Genomic DNA, 17,795 nt, shown 5'->3' with positions numbered 1-17,795 from the left:
GATCCGGCGGGAGCTCCCGAGAGCGACAGCGTTGATGTGAAGCCCCGTATTCATGGATGTCATGCCTTCGTTCCCTCGGGGTGCCCGTAGGTGAGCAACGGCCACGCACGTGGCCCGGGGCCGGGCCGCCGGCCAGGACCGGCCCCGGGCGGCAGCGTGCTCAGCGACACATCACGTGTCCGTCGCCGGGGCGATGGTCGCGGGAGCGTCGCAGATCGGCCACCGCGAAGGTGCGCAGCAGCCAGCGGTCGCCCCCGTCGTAGCGTGGCCGGAAGGCGGTTCTGCCGTGTGTGGTCACCCGGTTGTCCACGATCGCGAGGTCCCCGGGCGCCAGACGGACCGTGTGGGACGTCGCGCTGATGGACGCCTCCAGCTCGACGAGCGCCTGCCGTGCCTCGAGCGTCACGGCCGTGGTGGCCGAGAAGTCCACCCGCAGGTCGGGGTCCTCCGGGTCACCGGAGAGCACCGGGCGCGGCGGAGCGGCACCGCCCGCCGTCCCGAACGAGGGCGGTGGCTGCGTGCTGAACTCCGGGCGGAAGAGAACCTCCCTCGTCCGCTCCGACAGGCCGGGCAGCGCCTGGCGTATCGATCCGGTGCGCAGCCCCGCGTGGCCGTCGTGGTCCGCGCGCAGGCACAGGAGCATCACGAAGTCCGGACGGTGCACGTGGAAGGCGTTCTCGATGTGGAAGGAGAGCAGAGTGGACCCCGCGTTGCCCTCGAAGTCCTCCTTGCCAGGCACCGGCACGACATCCTGCACCAGCGCACCGGACTTCTCCGGCGCGTACGCGGCCGGGTCCCCCAGGCCACCGGCCGCGGTCATCAGCAGGACGGCGGCCGGCACCGTCGTCTCCCGGCGGACGGAGCCGTCCACGACAGGTGTTGGCGGAAGCAGGGCCTCGTCGACCGGAAGCCCGGTGACCAGCATCGCCCCGCAGTCGCCCGAGTCCCTGCGAAAGGCACGTACGCCCGCCCGGAGCCGGGCCGGCAGCTCCTCCCAGCCCGCGCGTGCGGCCGCGGCCGTCTCCGGGTCGTCCAGCCGGCCGTCGGCGGTACGGCAGACGTGCTCCGCGGCCCGCCGTACCGCGTCCCGCTCGCCACCGGACAGGGCGAGCGCGGTGGGGGAACTCGTGGAACTCATGTCCAGGCTCAGGGACTTCATCGGGAGTCCTCCGGGGTCTGCCAGTCCGTGGCCAGCTCGGCCGAGGCCGGTGTCCGGGCGGTGTCGGTGCCGAGTGTCCAGGCGAGCACCTTGCTGTCCCAGGAGGCCGTGATCGCGTCGTCACCGAGCCAGGACACCGCGCTCACCGCGCTGCCGTGTCCCTCCAGCACATGGCTGTGCAGCGGGACGAGGGTATCCGGGTCCAGGACCCACAGCCGGCCGGTGTAGTCGTACGAGCCCGTGATGAGCAGGGGCTCACCGCCCGGGTGCCAGGCCGCGCACTTGGCGGACTCGTCGTGGCCGACCAGGACCTGGAGCAGCTCTCCGGTCTCCAGGTCGTAGATACGGCTGGTGCGGTCGCGGGAGACCGTGGCGAGCAGGGCCCGGCCCGCCACCCTGGTCACCGACCCGCCGTTGATCAGTTCGCCGTGCCCGCCGAACGAGCGGATCAGCTTGCCCTCAGTGGTGATCAGATGGGCCTGGCGGTCGGTCGAGTAGGTGACCAGCCGGTCCGCGTCCACCCAGGACACGTCCTTGATGGCCCCGTCATGACCCTCGTAGTGGACCCCGGGGACCAGTTCGCTCCCGGTCCACGCGTACAGGTCGAGCCCGCCCTCGTAGTCGGCGACCGCCAGCCACTTTCCGTCCGGCGACCAAGCCGCCCGGTTCACCGGGTGCGCGCGATCGACGCGGGCGACATCGCGCCCGGTCACGGCGTCGGCCACGCCCACCCGCCCGGAGAAAGCGCCGTAGGCGACGAGGCCGGGCAACTCCTCGGAGACGGCGACGGTGTTGATGAGGCTGCCGTTGCCGACCGGCACCTCGGTCGCGGTGGCGCCGCGGTGGCTCCAGACGCGGACCGTGCCGTTGTCGCTGCCCGCCGCCAGCACCTCGCCGGCGGCCGAGACGTGGTTGACGCCGTGCGTGGACACCGGTGCGACGAGCGTGATCTCCCGGACGGCCTCGGGCAGGGCGCCCGCCGGGATCTCGGGCACGTCGATCACCGCGGGCAGCGCCGAGAACGTACCCGCGATCACGGTCCGGCCGTCCACGGACCAGTCCACCGAGCGGGGCCACAGGTGCGCGCCGTACCAGCGCACCAGCGGCCGGCAGTCGGCGATGTCCCAGAGCGTGATCGTGCTGTCGTAGGCGCCGATGACGATCCGGGAACCGTCCTGGGACCAGGCGACCGACTTCACGGCGGCGGTGTACGGGCCGACCTTGGTGACCAGTTCACCGTCCGTGCGGACGATGTGCACGAAGCCGTCGTCGCAGCTGGCGGCGAGCAGGGTCCCGTCGGGGGACCAGCGGCACATCTCGGCGTGACCGGCCTGGGGCAGGTCACGCAGCAGCGAGCCGTCGGTGTCCCAGAGGCGGATGGTCGCGTCCTCGCCGCAGCTGGCCAGCACGCCCGTGGGCGAGGCGTCGACCGACATGCAGTGGTCGGCGTGGAAGATCACGCCCTCCTGGAGTACGCCGGTGCGGATGTCCCAGATCCGGCCCGTGCCGTCCTGCGAGACGGTGACCAGGCGGTTCTCGTCCAGCCACGCCAGTGCGTTGAGGTCGTCGGGCTGCCGTGCGAGCAACTGGACCTGACGGCCGGTGGCCACCTCCCAGACGCGGCAGGTCTTGTCGGCGGAACCGCTGGCGAGAAGCCGGCCGGACGGTGAGAACCGCACCCCGTTGACCAGCCGGGAGTGCCGGCCGACCCAGAGCGGGGCGGTACCGGAGCGGTCCCACACGGCCACCCGGCCGTCGTACCCGGCGCTGGCGTAGTGGACGCCGTCCGGGCTGAACGCCACGGAGGTCTGCGGGGAGGCGTGAACGGCGGTGCTGTTGGTCGTGGACTGCGGGTGGAACACGTCGACTGTCCGCATGGTCTTCTCGAACTCCTGACAGCGCAGATGGCAGATGGCATGTGGCAGATGGCAGATGGCAGATGAAAGGAAGGGTTGGAAAGGGCGGGGAGGGTGGGCAGACGGGACCGGAAGGGCGGGAAAGGAGGAAGGCAGGCCGGCGGGGCGTACCCGGGAGCTAGTGCGGGACACCGAGGGGTGCCGCGGCGGATGCCAGCTCCGCACCCGCGTTCAGGCCCTCCTCGGTCAGCCTGCGCAGCGGGTCCATGACCCGGCGCAGCAACGGCAGCCCGACCACCTGGGCCAGGCCGCCCAGCGGGATGGTCTCCACGGCACGCGCGTGGACGGCGGGGTCCGGGCCCCGGGAATCGGACGGTGCGGTGCCCGCGGCGGCGAGGACGCGTTCCCGGGCGACGACGCGTTCCCGGACGACCCCGTACAGCACGGCGGCCGTCCAGGCCGCGGTCGCCTGGTGGATCTGCAGTCCGGCGCCCGCGAGGTCGCGCAACAGCGCCGCGGGGGTGGGCTCGCGCCGTGCCGACTCCCGGACCCGGTCCGGGTCCACGCCCACCGCCTGGACGCACTCGTCCCAATAGGTCTTGACGTAGCTGCCGTCAGGGCCCGTGGGTGTGATGCCGTAGACGTGCCCCTTGAAGAAGTGGGGGTAGAAGTCCAGCGCACCGAGCGTGGCCGAACCCGTTCGGCCCCCACCGGCGTCGTCCGCGAAGCAGGGCGAGAACCTCGGCCCCTGGACGTCGTTGCCCACCAGGCTGTCGCCGCCCTTGTGCTCGACCAGGTTGGGGACGGCGATGAAGAGCGCTCTGTCCCGCTCCCGCAGGAACGCGGCCAGAGCCTCGTCGTCCGGGGGCGTGCCCCGCGAGAGCAACCGCCGTGCGTAGTCGGCGAATTCGGCGGCCAGTGCGCGGGGGAGCGCCACGGCGAGCGAGGGCGCGTACTCGTCCGGGATCGCCCGGGCCCAGCCGGCGCCGGTGAGTGCGGCGAGCCTGACGGCCGCACCGTTCCAGTGGTTCCAGTTGCTGTAGAAAGCGATGGGATCGGCGGGGCGGTTCCGGATTGCCTCCGTGACCAGGTCCAGGAAGCCCTCGGCGGGCAGGACGTCGTCCTGGAGTACCAGCCGGTGGCTCGCCTCCCCGTATGGGCCCGCCCAGGCGGACGCCGCGGTGCGCAGGGGGCTCGGCGGTCCGTCCGGCTCCGGATCGAGGACGAGGAGTCGCTCGGCGCCGCGCAACCGGGCGAGCAGTGCCTCCGCCTGGTGCCGCCGCCGGGGGTGAGCCATGACCCTGATGCCGGGGTACAAGGGCGCGTCGTGGCCGGGTGCACCGGCCGAGGACTCTGTCATGTCACATCCTTGGTGGATACGTGGGCATGGCTCACGTCCGGGCCGCTCCCGGGGGACGCCGGTTCGTCGCTCGGGTGGTGCGGGGACGGAGCAACGGGTTCCTTCTCCTCGCCGACGGGGGCCACCCGGTACGCGGTGACCTGGATCCCGATCGACGCGAGCAGAGCGAGCCCGCCGAACGCGGTGCACACCCACAGCGCCCCGCGGTCCAGCACGAACCCGGCGAGCAGGGGGACGAAGAGGCCGGATACCGCCCAGGAGAGCTGGAAGAGCGACATGTACCGGCCGCGGATGGCGGCGGGCGCACTGCTCGCCACCAGGGCGTTGGCCGCGGGCAGGCTGATCATCTCGGCCAGGGTGAAGGTGAGCATCACCGGGACGAGCACCACGATCGCGGTCGTGGCCGACAACTTGGTCACCAGGTACAGCCCGGTGAAGACCACGACGAAGATCAGCCCGGCCCGCACGATCAGCCGCGCCCGCGGGACATGGGCGACCTTCGCCGTCACGGGCATCTGCGCCAGCATGATGGCGACGCTGTTGACCCCGAGGAAGAGAGCCGGCGCCCAGCCGGGCAGCTCCATGATCTCCACGGCGTAGGCGGGCAGGATCGTCGCGGGCAGTGCCCAGGCGAAGGTGAGGAGCATGAACGAGAAGCAGAACCCGGTGAACGCGTGGTCCTTGAACGCGGTACGCCAGCCGTGCCGCTCCTCCGACCCCTCCGTCCCCTCCGCCCCCTCCGCATCTTCCGCCCGCTCCGCCCGCTGGGCAGGCCGGTCCGTCGGGACGCGCACCCCGGCCAAAAGCACCGCGGCGACGAGCGACGTGACCACGTTCAGTGCCAGCACCAGGTCCGCGGCCCCGCGGCCGAAGGCGATGGTCAGTGCCGAACTCGCCAGGGCCCCGGTGGCCACGGTGAAGTTCTTGATGGTGCCGACCGCCGCGTAGGTGGCGTCGAGCGTGCGGCCGGATGCCAGGTCCACCACGATCACCGGCCAACTCGCCCAGTACAGACGGTCTCCGGCCATGACGAGGAACGTCGCCACCGCGATCAGCGTCCATTCGGAGGCGAACGGGTAGAGGCCGTAGCCCAGTGCCGTGACCAGATTGCTGGACACCAGCACGGTCTTCGGGGAGAACCGGTCGACCAGCCAGCCGGCCAGCAGTGCCGTCGGAAGCGCCGCCAGCGTGCCGGCGCTGACCGCCGAGCCGATGGAGGAGAAGGACAGCCCGGTGCCGAAGGAGAAGTAGAGGAAGGCCAGCGGGGCGAACAGGCCCCAGCCGAAGGTGTCGATGAAGACGGAGGAGAAGATGCGGCCGCGCTGCGGAATGCGGGGCAGCCCCAGACTGATCACGCCGTGTCCCTCCCCGTCTCCGGGCGCACCTTGTGCCAGGTGTCACGGCCGGTCGCCAGCTCCCAGACGGCGCGCCAGGCCGAGGCCGACTCGAGGAGTTCGAACGGCAGCAGGAGAACCCAGCCGGAGCCCACCCGCAGCACCTCCCACACCGGATCGCGGGAGACGCTGCGGATGCGCATCGCCTCACCCGCGAGCAGCGCGGCGGCGGGAACGCGCAGTGCGCGGTAGCGCACGGCTCCGGCCACCGTCGGCAACACGCTGAGCTGGGCCAGGAGGCTGAGGGTCAGCAGCGCCACGGCGGCCCGCGGCCGGGCCGGCAGCGGTGCCCCGCGCAGGGAGCGGAACCCGATGTCCAGTTGGCCGCGGATCCATCGAGTGCGCTGTCGCAGCGCGGGCCCGACCACCGATGTGCGGGTCCCGTACGAGAAGGAGACGATGCGGCCCGTGCGCACTCCGGCGGCCGCGGCCCGCACCGCCCACTCGTACAGTTCCTCGACGCCGTCCTCGCGCAGCGGTCCGACCTCGCTCAGGGCCTTGCGCCGGAAGTAGATCGAGCTGCCGAGCAGCATGTGCATGCCCGTGCGGCGATTGACGTACTCCATGGCACCGAAGAACGCGGCCGATTGCGCGAGCGTGATCCGGTTGACCAGGTCACCGCCCGCCTCCGGCAGTTCGATGGCGTCGACGACATCGAGGTCACGGGCGTCGAGCGCCGCCACGGCCTGTCGGAGCTGTCCCGGGTCCGGGACCGTGTCCGCGTCGTAGATCCCGACGATGGGGTCGTCGATCTCCCGCAGCGCGGGGTTGAGGGCCTTCGCCTTCGGTGTCATCGAGGGGACAGCCACGACCCGGAGTTCGCCGCCGAAGCCCGCCCGCGCCGACGCCGCGACGCGCTCGGCGGCCGACACGTCCTCGGGGTGCCGGGCGTCGACGAGCCAGCGTACGGACAGCCTGTCGTGCGGGTAGTCCAGGGACGGGAGCATGCCGGCGGAACGCCGCAGGATCTCTTCGGTCTCCCGGTAGAACGGAATGAGGATCGTGACCGGGGGCAGTCCCGACGCATTGGCCCTGGGCTGCTCCCGCGGCGCGAGACGGGCGTTGGGCAGGAGAAAACCAGTCACTGTTTCCCTCTGGTCGAGGCGGAGGGCCGGAGCTCGACCCGCAGATCACTTCCGATCCGGTCCACCGCGGTGATGCGGAGGCGATGCGCCTCACCCATCGACCCGACTCCCAGTTCACCGGTGGCGGCGACGCCCTCGGATCCCAGCAGCAGCGGTGCGATGTAGGTGACGACACGGTCGACGAGCCCTGTGCGGAGAAAGGCGGAGGCGAGTGCGGGGCCGCCCTCGACCAGCAGGGACCGCACGCCGCGTTCGTTGAGCGCCTCCAGGAGAGCGAGGGGCGGGAAGTGCCCGCGCGCGTCGGTGTCCAGACGCAGTACGTCGGCTTCGTCGACGCTCGCGACCTCGGCACCGGGCTCGGTCACCACGAGCGTCGGGGTCTCACCGTCCAGCAGTCGGGAGTCCGGAGGCAGCTCACCGCGGGCGTCCAGAGCCACCCTCAGCGGGGGGTGCCCCACGACGCCGTGGCGCAGGTCCAGCCGAGGGTTGTCGGCCCGCCAGGTACCCGACCCGACGAGGACCGCGTCGTGCCGGGCGCGCAGTTCGTGCGCGTCCCTCCGGGACTCGGCGGAGCTGATCCAGCGGGACGAGCCGTCGACGGCGGCACTGCGGCCGTCCAGGGTGGTGGCGAACTTCCAGGTGACGAAGGGCCGCCCGGAGCGTACGGCGGTGAGCCACATCTCCAGGACGCCCTCGGCCTGAGCCCGGAGCACCCCGCCGACGACCTCGACGCCCGCGTCCGCCAGCCGTCGCGCTCCGCCGGCCGCCACCCGGTTCGGGTCCGCCACCGCGTACAGGACCCGCCGGACCCCGGCCTCGATCAGAGCCCTGGAGCACGGGCCGGTACGGCCCTGATGGTCGCAGGGCTCCAGGGTGACCACGGCGGTGGCACCGCGCTGCCGCCCCTGTGCCCGTCGCAGGGCGTCGACCTCCGCGTGCGGGGTACCGGGCCCTCGGTGTACGCCCGTCGCGACGGTCGTGCCTTCCTCGTCGAGGAGTACACAGCCGACCGCCGGGTTCGTACCGGTCGATCCCACCGCGGCCGCGGCCAGGTCCAGCGCCTGACGCATGGCCTCCAGTTCCCTCGGCGCCGCGGGGGCGGCCGACACCTCAGACCTCGAGCGCATGACCGGCTCGTTCGCGCTTGGCCGTCAGGTAGGCGTGGTTGTTCTCGTTGACGAACGTCCCCGTCGTGACGACCTCGGATATGGCAACGCCGTGCGAACGCAGCTGGATACCCTTCTCCGGGTTGTTGGACAGCAGGCGGATCTCGGGCACGTCCAGGGCCATGAGCATTTCCGCCGCCGCCCGGTAATCCCGCATGTCATGACCGAAGTTGAGCACCGCGTTCGCTTCGAAGGTGTCCAGTCCCTGGTCCTGCAGCAGGTAGGCGTCGAACTTGTTGTAGAGCCCGATACCGCGCCCCTCCTGCCGCAGGTACAGGATGATGCCGCCTTCGTGGGAGCAGATCGCGAGCGCCTCGTGGAGTTGCGGACCGCAGTCACAGCGTTGCGACCCGAAAACGTCGCCGGTGAGGCATTCGGAATGCACTCTCACCAGCGGATCGCTCCTCTTCTCCCACCCGGGCATAAGGAGTGCGATGTGCTCGCGGCCGTCATGCAGTCCATGAAAACTGACCATGGTTCCCGCCCGGTGTCCCAGGCCGGGAACATCGATCGGAACCTCCACTCGAGCCCTCACCCGCACGGTATAGGCGGGCGTGACGACGTCGCTCTCATTCTGTTCTGTGCGCATACCTGACCACCCTGCAGCCGGAATCAAAAGCGGAATAATTCGATCGGACCGAGGCTCATCCCCACTGTGAGTCGTCCGTCTGCTGGGTGGACGCAGTGATCTCTGCCGGAGACTCTTCGGGAATTGCGGTGAACGATCCGAGAGCGATGACAACCGAGACGAACAACACGCCGATTGCTCGGTGGAAAGGCTTTTCCGTGAACATGCAGCTGCCCCCTGTGTTTACCCGCCGTCAACGTCGGGTCGAGTTTTCGTGATGACCCTTGGAATCTTGCTGCTCACTTCGGCGTTGCGCCAAGGGAAAACTGTGGCATGATCATGCATCGCCAGAACCCGAAGGATGTGCAGATGTGTGTGAAAGTGGACATACTGAACAAAGTCCAGGTGCTTGAGATCTGCGAGACAGGGCTGAACTTCTATGCGCGAGTTTTGAAAGGACGCTCAATAAATCCGGAAATTCCTGAGTGCCTGACGCGCCTGGGACTTCTGCGGCGGACGCCCGACAACCGGCTGGTCGCCATTCCGCCGGGGCTGGCCGCCAGCGGCCTGGTGCGGCCCATGGAGGCGGTCATCGACCGCCAGCAGCACGCACTCGACGCGGTCCACGCGTCGATCTACCGCGCCGAGCAGGTCTACCGCGACAGTTACCGTGACGACGGCGTGCAGGCCGCCCGTGTCATCAGCGGCGCGGACATCATCAGCACCACCCTCGCCTCGGCCGTGGAGTCCTGTCGGGAGGAGCTGCTCACCGCCCAGCCCGGTGGCGGCCGGCCGCAGGAGCTCTTGGCCAAGGCCCTCGCCAGCGACCTGCCGGCACTCCGGCGCGGGGTGCGGCAGCGCACGATTTACCAGCACACCGTCCGCACCCACAGCCCGACTCTCTCCTATGTGGACCAGATCTCCGCCGCGGGAGCGGAAGTCCGCACGCTGGACGAGGTATTCGACCGGATCATCGTGTGCGACCAGCGAATAGCCTTTGTGCCCGACCCCGGTGAGCAGCGGAGCCAGACCGCCTTGGCGGTAGAACACCCGGGGCTGATCCGATACCTCGTCGCCATGTTCGAGCATGCCTGGGAACGCGCCACCCCGCTTCGGTACTCGCCCGGCGCGCATCGCCCGCCGCTGCTCGCCGACGAAACGCGCAGATCGGTCCTGCAACTCATGGTGAACGGCTATACCGACGAGGCGATCGCAGGGCGGCTCGGCATGAGCGTCAGAACCGTGGCAACCCATGTGCGCAAGGCGTCGGAGATCTTCAACAGCCGCAGTCGCGCCCAGCTCGCCTATCTCATCGCGAAAGCCGGCGTCCTTGACGAAGGGGTCGGCAACTGACCCGGACGTGCGCAGTCTTCTCCCACGTTCGAATGACAAGGCCCGCGAGCTCTGCTTCGGGCCGGCCTCGCGGTGCTCTCGGAAATCGAATCCAGCCGCCGGGGAAATTCCGTCGAGTCGTACGGTGAACGCCTTCCGGCCAAGACCGACGACGATCTGGCCAAAACCATGTCCTACGTATGCGACTGCGGGCCGTTACGCCGCCGCGGCGTCTCGCCTACCGTTCTCGGCATGGATACCACGGGCATACTCGACGAGGCTCTCCAGCGACTGCACGGTTCGGGTCCGGAGAGGCTCGGACGGCTCACCAATCACGCACCGATGGCCGTCGAGGCCCTCGCCGCGCACGGTCAGGCCGGCTCGGTGCATCGGTGGCTCGACCTGTACGCACCCAAGCTCGAAGAGTTCCCGTCCGTTGTCGAGCGGGTCACGGCCGCCAACTGGCGGTCGGCGCTGGGCGATGCACGCCGCGCCGCGGACTGGATCGGCTACTTCGGCCGCGAGATCGCCGAGCGCCCCTGGCGGGACGTGCTCACCGAGTGGTGGCCCCGTCTCCTGCCCGGCCTGTACGGCGGCTCGACCCACCCGGTGATCCGGGTGGGCCACGCCGTGCGCACACTGCTGGCCGACGACGGCACCGAGCCACGGCTGACCGAGCTCTCTCACGGTCTCGGCTACTGGGCCGCCCGGTACCACCCCGTCGCGGACCTCGTGCCGCTGCCCGGTGCCGACAGTGCGGCCGCCGCGCTGGACGCGGTGACGCCGATCGCCACGCGGGACGGTGGCTTCCCCGCCCGGCTCGGCCGCGTCACGGGCCTGCCGGTGTGGGCGGCCGCCGTCACGGACCCGCACGACGCCCGGCGCCGCCTCACCGATCTCGTGCGGGCGGCCACGCACCGGTACGCCACCCACGGTCACGGCGAGAAGACGATGCTGGTCCACGCGGCCACGGCCCCCAACGCGGTGCTGCGAGTCCTGCCCGCGCTCCCGCCTGCCCTGTGGGTGCCGAGCCTGCGGGCCGCGTGGACGGCGTCCGCGGCGGTGACCGCGATGTACGCTCCCCAGGCCCCGGTCGCCTTCACCCCGTCGGCCGCCTTCACCGCCGAGGAGGTCGTCGAACGGGCACTGGCACACGGCGACGAACACGTCATCAAGCTGACCGACACGGCCCTCGACGTCGGCGACGAACGGGCACTGACGGCGGCTCTGCGCTCCATCGACCTGAGCGAGCCGCTGGTCTAGCCACCGTCGTCCACAGGGCACGGCCGTGTCAGCGGCGGTGCGAGCCGGCCCCGCACCGCCGACGATCACCCTCGGTTACTATGCTCGCTTCGTGCCCGAAGCCGGTTCAACAGACGGGTGGCCTGGGAAAGTGCTGAAACGTGTCGCTGCGACCCGTTACGTCACACCGTTGCGCGAGGGCGGTTCGCTGCCGGGACTGATCGAGGCCGACGACCTCGACACCTACGTGCTGAAGTTCACCGGCGCGGGACAGGGACGCAAAACACTCGTCGCCGAGGTGGTCTGCGGTGAACTCGCCCGCCGGCTGGGCTTCCGGGTGCCGCGTCTCGTGACGGTCGACCTCGATCCGGTGCTGGGCCTCGGTGAGCCGGACCAGCAGGTGCAGGAACTGCTCAAGTCGAGCGGCGGCACCAACCTGGGCATGGACTTCCTCTCCGGCGCGCTCGGTTTCGACCCGCTCGCCTTCGAGGTGAGCCCGGAGGAGGCCGGGCGGATCGTGTGGTTCGACGCGCTCGTGAACAACGTCGACCGGTCCTGGCGCAACCCCAACCTGCTGAGGTGGCGGGGCGAGGTGTGGCTCATCGACCACGGCGCGACCATGATCTGGCACCACAACTGGCCCGGCGCCGAGACCTCCGCCGCCCGCCCCTACGACACCTCCGACCACGCCCTCGCACGCTTCGCGCCGGACGTCCGCCCGGCCGCCGCCGCGCTCGCCCCCCTGGTCACCGAGGAACTCCTCGCCGAGGTCACCGCCGAGATCCCGGACGTCTGGCTGCTGGACGAGCCCGGCTTCGCCACGCCCGACGACCTCCGGCGCGCCTACGCCCGGCCCCTGCTCGCGCGGGCCGCCACGATCCACGACCGCATCCAGGGGGACCGGTGAGCGACCGCCACGTCTTCGAGTACGCGCTGCTGCGCGTCGTACCCCGCGTCGAGCGCGGGGAGTGCGTCAACGCCGGGGTGCTCGTGTACTGCCGGGGCAAGTCCTACGTGGGTGCCCGCACCCACCTCGACGAGCGCAGGTTGCTGGCCCTCGACCCGGACGTCGACCTGCCGGGCGTGCGCGCCGCCCTGCGTGCCGTCGAGGGCGTGTGCACCGGTGGGGACGCGGCGGGCCAGGCGGCCGGTGACGATCCCGGCCGCCGCTTCCGGTGGCTGATCGCCCCCCGCTCCACGATCGTCCAGCCGGGCCCCGTCCACACCGGCCTCACGGCCGACCCGGCGGCCGAGACGGAACGGCTGCTCGACCTGTTGGTGCGGTAGCCGTGCCCCGCGCGCCCCGCCTCAGGCGCGTCGGCGGCGCCTGAGCACGTAGGCCGCGGCCAGCATGGCGCTCGCCACGCAGCTCAGTCCGATCCCGATGTCCCAGCTGCTCGGCCCGATGCCCGACGCGCCGCCCAGCCCGCCCTGCGTACCGCGCGTCGGCGCGACGGTGGGGGAGACGGCGGGAGCCGGCGTGGTGACCGGGGCCGGTGTGGTCGTGGTGGGACGCGGCACGGAGGTCGCGGAGATGGTCGGGGCGGAGTCCCGCCTCGGCGGCGCCCCGCCGGCCGCGCCCCCGTCCGGCTTCCGGGCGGCGTCGATTCCGCCCTGGTCGAGTCGGTTCTCGTCGGGTCGGTTCTCGTCGGGTCGGCTCTGGTTCATGCCGCCCTGGCCGACGTCCTGGCCGTTTCCGCCCTGGCCGTTTCCGCCCTGATCGGGTCGACCAGAGTCGATTCCGCCTTCGTCGAATTCGCCCTCGTTGAATCCGCCTTCGCCGATCCCGCCCTCGTCGGGCCGGTACTCGTCGAGCCGGCCCGTGTCGAGGGCGCCCTGGTCGAGCCGGCCTTCGTCGGGTCCGCTGCCGTCGGCTCCGCTGCCGTCGGGTCGACTCCCGTCGGACGGGTCTTCGGAGAGTGCGTCCGGAGCGAGTGCGTCCGGAGCGAGGGAGTCAGGGGCGAACGGGTCCGGGTCGACCGGTTCACTGTCGCTGACGGGCTGGGACGCCTTCTGGCGGGTGAGATTCCAGGAGTCCGACTCCTGGGGGTGTGCGGGGTAGGCCAGCGGCACGATCGCGGCGATCGCGACGGCTATGCCTGCGGCCCCGGTACGACGGCGCATGGACGCCTCCTTTTCCGGCCACGAGTGGCTCGCGCTTCGACGCTAGGACGCCGGTGGCGTGCGGGCCCGCAGCGGTGGGCCGATCGGGTGGGCGGGCGTGCTGACGCACGTGGGGAGCCGAGGTAATGGATCACACCGGCCCGGTGTCCCGTTGACACCGGGTGCCAGGGCTTCTAGCGTCACGTCTGCGGAAGGTACTAAGCGGTCGCTCACCACCGGGCGCCCCGCGACGCTCCGCATGGGCCGCATCCCCAGGACGAGGAGAAGCAGCAATGTCCACCACTGAGCAGCGGGTCGCCGTAGTCACCGGAGCCGCGCGCGGCATCGGTGCCGCCACCGCCGTACGACTGGCCGCCGAGGGCCGTGCCGTCGCCGTCATCGACCTCGACGAGGCGGCCTGCAAGGACACCGTCGAGAAGATCACCGCCGCCGGCGGCAAGGCGATCGCGGTCGGCTGCGACGTCTCCGACGAGGCGCAGGTCGAGGCGGCCGTCGCGCGGATCGCCGAGGAACTGGGCGCGCCGGTGATCCTCGTCAACAACGCGGGCGTGCTGCGCGACAACCTGCTGTTCAAGATGAGCGCCTCCGACTGGGACACCGTCATGAACGTGCACCTGCGCGGCGCCTTCCTGATGTCGAAGGCCTGCCAGAAGCACATGGTGGACGCCGGCTTCGGCCGCATCGTCAACCTGTCCTCGTCCTCCGCGCTCGGCAACCGCGGTCAGGTCAACTACTCCGCCGCCAAGGCCGGTCTCCAGGGCTTCACCAAGACCCTCGCCAAGGAGCTCGGCAAGTTCGGCGTCACCGCCAACTCCGTCGCCCCCGGCTTCATCGCCACGGAGATGACCAAGGCCACCGCCGACCGCGTCGGCATGGGCTTCGACGACTTCAAGGCCGCCGCCGCCACCCAGATCCCGGTCGCGCGTGTCGGCGAGCCCGACGACATCGCCAACGCCATCGCCTTCTTCACCGGCGAGGCGGCCGGCTTCGTCTCCGGCCAGGTGCTGTACGTGGCCGGCGGACCGCTCGACTAGGGCACACGGAGACTAGGGAACACTGGCACTAGGGACCACTGGGACTAGGGACCACTGACATGACTGAACTCCCCGGACTCTCCGGCAAGGTCGCGCTCGTCACGGGCGCCAGCCGCGGCATCGGCTACGGCGTCGCCGAGGCGCTCGTCGCGCGCGGCGACCGCGTCTGCATCACCGGCCGCAACGAGGACGCCCTGAAGGAGGCCGTCGACAAGCTCGGCGCCGACCGGGTCATCGGCGTCGCGGGCAAGGCGCACGACGAGGCCCACCAGGCCGTCGCCGTCGAGCGCACGATGGAGGCCTTCGGCCGCGTCGACTTCCTGGTGAACAACGCCGGCACCAACCCGGTGTTCGGGCCGATCGCCGACCTCGACCTGAACGTCGCGCGCAAGGTCTTCGAGACCAACGTGGTCTCGGCGCTCGGCTTCGCCCAGCGCACCTGGCACGCCTGGCAGAAGGACAACGGCGGCGCGATCGTCAACATCGCCTCCGTCGCGGGCCTGTCGCCCTCGCCCTTCATCGCCGCCTACGGCGTCAGCAAGGCCGCGCTGATCAACCTCACCGCTCAGCTGGCGCACGAGTTCGCGCCGGGGGTGCGGGTCAACGCGATCGCCCCGGCCGTCGTGAAGACCAAGTTCGCCGCCGCCCTGTACGAGGGCCGCGAGGAGGAGGCAGCCGCGGCCTACCCGCTGGGCCGGCTCGGTGTGCCCTCCGACATCGGCGGCGCCACCGCGTTCCTCACCTCGGAGCAGTCCGCCTGGGTCACCGGTCAGACGCTCGTCGTCGACGGCGGCATCTTCCTGAACGCCGGCGTGGCCTGATATCGGCTGTCGCCGACCCCAAGATCGATCCCGGACACGGGCGCCGTCGACGAAAACGGCGCCCGTGTCCGCGTTTCGAGACCACGGGGGCGATGACAACGTAGTCATCGCCAAATGATCAAAACCCCTGTTCAGAAGGGGGTTCAGGTGGCGTGGCGCTGCGGTATGGTCTGCCGACCCTTGGTACGGCAGATCGAGGAGCGTGCGCGTGTTCAACCGGAACCGAGGCCTGCGGCGGGTGGCGGCCATCGTGTCCATATCGTCGCTGGTCACCGGCTGCGGCATCCTGTCGTCCGACAGTTCGGAGGACGAGGGGCCGATCGTGGTGGGGACGACCAGCGCGCCCAGCACGCTGGATCCGGCCGCTTCGTGGGACGGTTCGTGGGAGCTGTTCCGCAACATCTACCAGACCCTGCTCAGCTATCCCAACGGTGCGACCGCGCCCGAGCCCGACGCCGCCGAGCAGTGCGCGTTCACGGATTCCACGAACCAGGTGTACCGCTGCGAGCTGCGCGAGGGCCTGACCTTCTCCAACGGGGACGCGCTGGACGCCCAGGCCGTCAAGCACTCGATCGACCGGATCAAGGACATCAACGTCAACGGCGGTCCCGCCGGTCTGCTGGGCAGCCTCGACCGCGTCCAGGCGCCGAGCGAGCGCGAGGTGGTCTTCCACCTCAACAAGCCCGACGCCACCTTCCCGTTCGTGCTCGCCACGCCCGCCATGTCGATCGTCGAACCCGGCGGCTACCCGGCCGACGCCCTGCGCGAGGACGGCAAGGTCGTCGGCTCCGGCCCGTACACGCTCGAGTCGTACGAGGACGGCGAGCGGGCCGAACTGGTCCGCAACGACCGCTACAAGGGCTTCGCCGACCGCCACAACGACGCGGTCACCGTCCGCTACTTCAAGGACTCCGCCGGCATGGTGAAGGCGCTGCGCGACGGGGAGATCCAGGTCACCTACCGCGGTCTCGCGGCCGACGACGTCATCACGCTGCAGGGCAGGACCAGCAAGGACGAGGACCTCCAGCTGGTCGAGGGCAGCGGCACGGAGATCCGCTACCTCGTCTTCAACCCCGAGGACCCGTGGGCGGGCAAGAAGGAAGTGCGCCAGGCCGTCGCCCAGGTGATCGACCGGGCCGCGATCGCCCACAAGATCTACCAGGACACCGTCGACCCGCTGTACTCGATGGTCCCCAAGGGCCTGACCGGCCACACCACGGGCTTCTTCGACGACTACGGCGACCCCAGCGTCCCCAAGGCCCGCGAGATCCTCACCGACGCCGGCATCACCGAGCCCGTCCCGCTCACCCTCTGGTACACCAGCGACCGCTACGGCTCCGAGACGGCGCTGGAGTTCAAGGAGATCAAGCGCCAGCTCGAAGCCTCCGACCTGTTCACGGTCACCCTCAAGAGCCGCCCGTGGAAGACGTACGTCGAGGGCTACCAGAAGGGCGAGTACCCGGTGTTCGGGCGCGGCTGGTCCCCCGACTTCCCGGACGCGGAGAACTTCATCGCGCCCTTCGTCGGCAAGCAGAACGCCCTCGGCACCCCCTACCTCGCACCGGAGATCACCGGCGAGCTGCTGCCGCGCTCACGCCGGGAGAGCGACCGCGCCAACGTGGAGAAGGAGTTCGAGCGGGCGCAGCAGATCCTCGTGGACGACGCCCGGCTGCTGCCGCTGTGGCAGGGCAAGCAGTACGTGGCCGCCAGCACGGACATCTCGGGCGCGGAGCGGGCCATGGACCCCTCGACCATCATGATGATGTGGCAGCTGTACCGGAAGACCAGCTGGTAGGCGCCGGTACGCGCGGGCGGGCGCGCCCGTTGTCAGTGGTCGCCGGTAGGTTCCTCAGGACCGGAAGCGACCGCACAGCGTAAGGAAGTTGACGTGACCGACACCGCCATGCTGCCCGAGTCCTGGCGCGAGGTGCTGGGCGACGAACTGCAGAAGCCCTACTTCAAGGAGCTGACGGAGTTCGTCGAGGAGGAGCGGGCGAACGGCCCCGTCTACCCGCCGCGCGAGGAGGTCTTCGCCGCGCTGGAGGCCACGCCGTACGACCGGGTGAAGGTGCTGGTCCTCGGGCAGGACCCGTACCACGGCGAGGGGCAGGGTCACGGGCTGTGCTTCTCGGTCCGGCCCGGTGTGAAGGTGCCGCCGTCCCTGCGGAACATCTACAAGGAGCTGCAGGCGGAGCTGGACACCCCGATTCCGGACAACGGCTATCTGATGCCGTGGGCGCAGCAGGGCGTCCTGCTGCTCAACGCGGTGCTCACGGTCCGGGCCGGCGAGGCGAACTCGCACAAGGCCCGCGGCTGGGAGCTGTTCACCGACGCGGTGATCCGCGCGGTGGCCGACCGCACCGACCCGGCGGTGTTCGTGCTGTGGGGCAACTACGCGCAGAAGAAGCTGCCGCTGATCGACGAGACGCGGCACGTGGTGGTCAAGGGCGCGCACCCCTCGCCGCTGTCGGCGAAGAAGTTCTTCGGCTCCCGTCCGTTCACGCAGATCAACGAGGCGGTCGCGAAGCAGGGCCACGAGCCGATCGACTGGACCCTCCCGAACCTGGGCTGAGCCGACGGGCGGGCCGGTCGGCCACCGACCGGCCCGCGCGCGTCACGGGCCGCCTGACCGGGATTACCGGTATGTGCGGTTA

16 protein-coding genes are annotated in these 17,795 nt (G+C 70.7%); 8 read left to right on the top strand and 8 right to left on the bottom strand.

Translation table 11 applies throughout. The annotated features are described in order from the left end of the window. Positions 1–160 precede the first annotated feature (160 nt). From ACFCZF_RS23700 to ribA, 7 genes are all read right to left on the bottom strand, one after another. Complete coding sequence (locus tag ACFCZF_RS23700; RefSeq protein WP_375905415.1) at positions 161–1,159, bottom strand: clavaminate synthase family protein; 999 nt, start codon at positions 1,157–1,159, stop codon at positions 161–163. Then, positions 1,156–3,036, bottom strand: a complete 1,881-nt coding sequence (locus tag ACFCZF_RS23695; RefSeq protein ID WP_376673348.1) for a WD40 repeat domain-containing protein — start codon at positions 3,034–3,036, stop codon at positions 1,156–1,158. The genes ACFCZF_RS23700 and ACFCZF_RS23695 overlap by 4 nt, the downstream gene beginning before the upstream one ends. 157 nt (positions 3,037–3,193) lie before the next feature. Beyond that, positions 3,194–4,375, bottom strand: coding sequence for a hypothetical protein (locus ACFCZF_RS23690; protein ID WP_376673347.1), 1,182 nt, complete (start codon positions 4,373–4,375; stop codon positions 3,194–3,196). After that, complete coding sequence (locus ACFCZF_RS23685; protein WP_376673346.1) at positions 4,372–5,730, bottom strand: MFS transporter; 1,359 nt, start codon at positions 5,728–5,730, stop codon at positions 4,372–4,374. The genes ACFCZF_RS23690 and ACFCZF_RS23685 overlap by 4 nt, the downstream gene beginning before the upstream one ends. Further along, entirely contained in the window at positions 5,727–6,854 is a 1,128-nt protein-coding gene (locus tag ACFCZF_RS23680; protein WP_376673345.1) for a glycosyltransferase family 2 protein, read from the bottom strand. Before ACFCZF_RS23680 ends, ACFCZF_RS23685 begins: the two co-directional genes overlap by 4 nt. Further along, positions 6,851–7,924, bottom strand: coding sequence for a bifunctional diaminohydroxyphosphoribosylaminopyrimidine deaminase/5-amino-6-(5-phosphoribosylamino)uracil reductase RibD (ribD, locus tag ACFCZF_RS23675; protein ID WP_376673368.1), 1,074 nt, complete (start codon positions 7,922–7,924; stop codon positions 6,851–6,853). The genes ACFCZF_RS23680 and ribD overlap by 4 nt, the downstream gene beginning before the upstream one ends. 40 nt (positions 7,925–7,964) lie before the next feature. Then, positions 7,965–8,609 (bottom strand): GTP cyclohydrolase II, encoded by a 645-nt coding sequence (ribA, locus tag ACFCZF_RS23670; protein WP_376673344.1) that lies wholly within the window; start codon positions 8,607–8,609, stop codon positions 7,965–7,967. 312 nt (positions 8,610–8,921) lie between these two features. Here ribA and ACFCZF_RS23665 point away from each other — a divergent pair, with 312 nt between their 5' ends. From ACFCZF_RS23665 to ACFCZF_RS23650, 4 genes are all read left to right on the top strand, one after another. Next, complete coding sequence (locus ACFCZF_RS23665) at positions 8,922–9,941, top strand: LuxR C-terminal-related transcriptional regulator (protein ID WP_376673343.1); 1,020 nt, start codon at positions 8,922–8,924, stop codon at positions 9,939–9,941. A gap of 231 nt (positions 9,942–10,172) precedes the next feature. Beyond that, on the top strand, positions 10,173–11,183 hold the full coding sequence (locus tag ACFCZF_RS23660; RefSeq protein ID WP_376673342.1) for a questin oxidase family protein: 1,011 nt from the start codon (positions 10,173–10,175) through the stop codon (positions 11,181–11,183). A 130-nt stretch (positions 11,184–11,313) separates the two neighbouring features. Then, the gene (locus ACFCZF_RS23655; protein WP_376673341.1) at positions 11,314–12,069 is read left to right on the top strand and encodes a HipA family kinase; all 756 of its coding nucleotides are present in this window, start codon (positions 11,314–11,316) and stop codon (positions 12,067–12,069) included. Continuing rightward, positions 12,066–12,449 carry a DUF3037 domain-containing protein gene (locus ACFCZF_RS23650; RefSeq protein ID WP_375905441.1) on the top strand — a complete coding sequence of 128 codons (384 nt, stop codon included), beginning with the start codon at positions 12,066–12,068 and terminating at the stop codon, positions 12,447–12,449. Before ACFCZF_RS23655 ends, ACFCZF_RS23650 begins: the two co-directional genes overlap by 4 nt. Positions 12,450–12,470: 21 nt before the next feature. Here the strand turns inward: ACFCZF_RS23650 and ACFCZF_RS23645 are convergent, their stop codons facing one another. After that, positions 12,471–13,286, bottom strand: coding sequence for a hypothetical protein (locus ACFCZF_RS23645; protein WP_376673340.1), 816 nt, complete (start codon positions 13,284–13,286; stop codon positions 12,471–12,473). Between the two features lie 272 nt (positions 13,287–13,558). Here ACFCZF_RS23645 and fabG point away from each other — a divergent pair, with 272 nt between their 5' ends. The 4 genes from fabG to ung all read left to right on the top strand — a co-directional run bounded on the left by fabG (position 13,559) and on the right by ung (position 17,713). Continuing rightward, positions 13,559–14,320: a 3-oxoacyl-ACP reductase FabG gene (gene fabG, locus ACFCZF_RS23640; RefSeq protein WP_375905447.1), complete on the top strand. Its 762-nt coding sequence runs from the start codon at positions 13,559–13,561 to the stop codon at positions 14,318–14,320. Positions 14,321–14,379: 59 nt separating this feature from the next. After that, positions 14,380–15,141 carry an SDR family oxidoreductase gene (locus ACFCZF_RS23635; protein WP_375905450.1) on the top strand — a complete coding sequence of 254 codons (762 nt, stop codon included), beginning with the start codon at positions 14,380–14,382 and terminating at the stop codon, positions 15,139–15,141. A 208-nt stretch (positions 15,142–15,349) separates the two neighbouring features. Beyond that, entirely contained in the window at positions 15,350–16,936 is a 1,587-nt protein-coding gene (locus tag ACFCZF_RS23630) for an ABC transporter substrate-binding protein (RefSeq protein WP_376673339.1), read from the top strand. Between the two features lie 93 nt (positions 16,937–17,029). Next, entirely contained in the window at positions 17,030–17,713 is a 684-nt protein-coding gene (gene ung, locus ACFCZF_RS23625) for a uracil-DNA glycosylase (protein ID WP_376673338.1), read from the top strand. Positions 17,714–17,795 lie beyond the last annotated feature (82 nt).

The sequence above is a fragment of the Streptomyces sp. NPDC056296 genome (assembly GCF_042268605.1).
Taxonomy (GTDB): domain Bacteria; phylum Actinomycetota; class Actinomycetes; order Streptomycetales; family Streptomycetaceae; genus Streptomyces.
This window is presented reverse-complemented; position numbering and strand designations above follow the sequence as displayed.

Coding starts and splice junctions, on each gene's coding strand:
- ACFCZF_RS23700 (WP_375905415.1), bottom strand. CDS start 1,159: ATGAAGTCCCTGAGCCTGGACATGAGTTCCACGAGTTCCCCCACCGCG.
- ACFCZF_RS23695 (WP_376673348.1), bottom strand. CDS start 3,036: ATGCGGACAGTCGACGTGTTCCACCCGCAGTCCACGACCAACAGCACC.
- ACFCZF_RS23690 (WP_376673347.1), bottom strand. CDS start 4,375: ATGACAGAGTCCTCGGCCGGTGCACCCGGCCACGACGCGCCCTTGTAC.
- ribD (WP_376673368.1), bottom strand. CDS start 7,924: ATGCGTCAGGCGCTGGACCTGGCCGCGGCCGCGGTGGGATCGACCGGT.
- ribA (WP_376673344.1), bottom strand. CDS start 8,609: ATGCGCACAGAACAGAATGAGAGCGACGTCGTCACGCCCGCCTATACC.
- ACFCZF_RS23665 (WP_376673343.1), top strand. CDS start 8,922: ATGATCATGCATCGCCAGAACCCGAAGGATGTGCAGATGTGTGTGAAA.
- ACFCZF_RS23660 (WP_376673342.1), top strand. CDS start 10,173: ATGGATACCACGGGCATACTCGACGAGGCTCTCCAGCGACTGCACGGT.
- ACFCZF_RS23645 (WP_376673340.1), bottom strand. CDS start 13,286: ATGCGCCGTCGTACCGGGGCCGCAGGCATAGCCGTCGCGATCGCCGCG.
- fabG (WP_375905447.1), top strand. CDS start 13,559: ATGTCCACCACTGAGCAGCGGGTCGCCGTAGTCACCGGAGCCGCGCGC.
- ACFCZF_RS23635 (WP_375905450.1), top strand. CDS start 14,380: ATGACTGAACTCCCCGGACTCTCCGGCAAGGTCGCGCTCGTCACGGGC.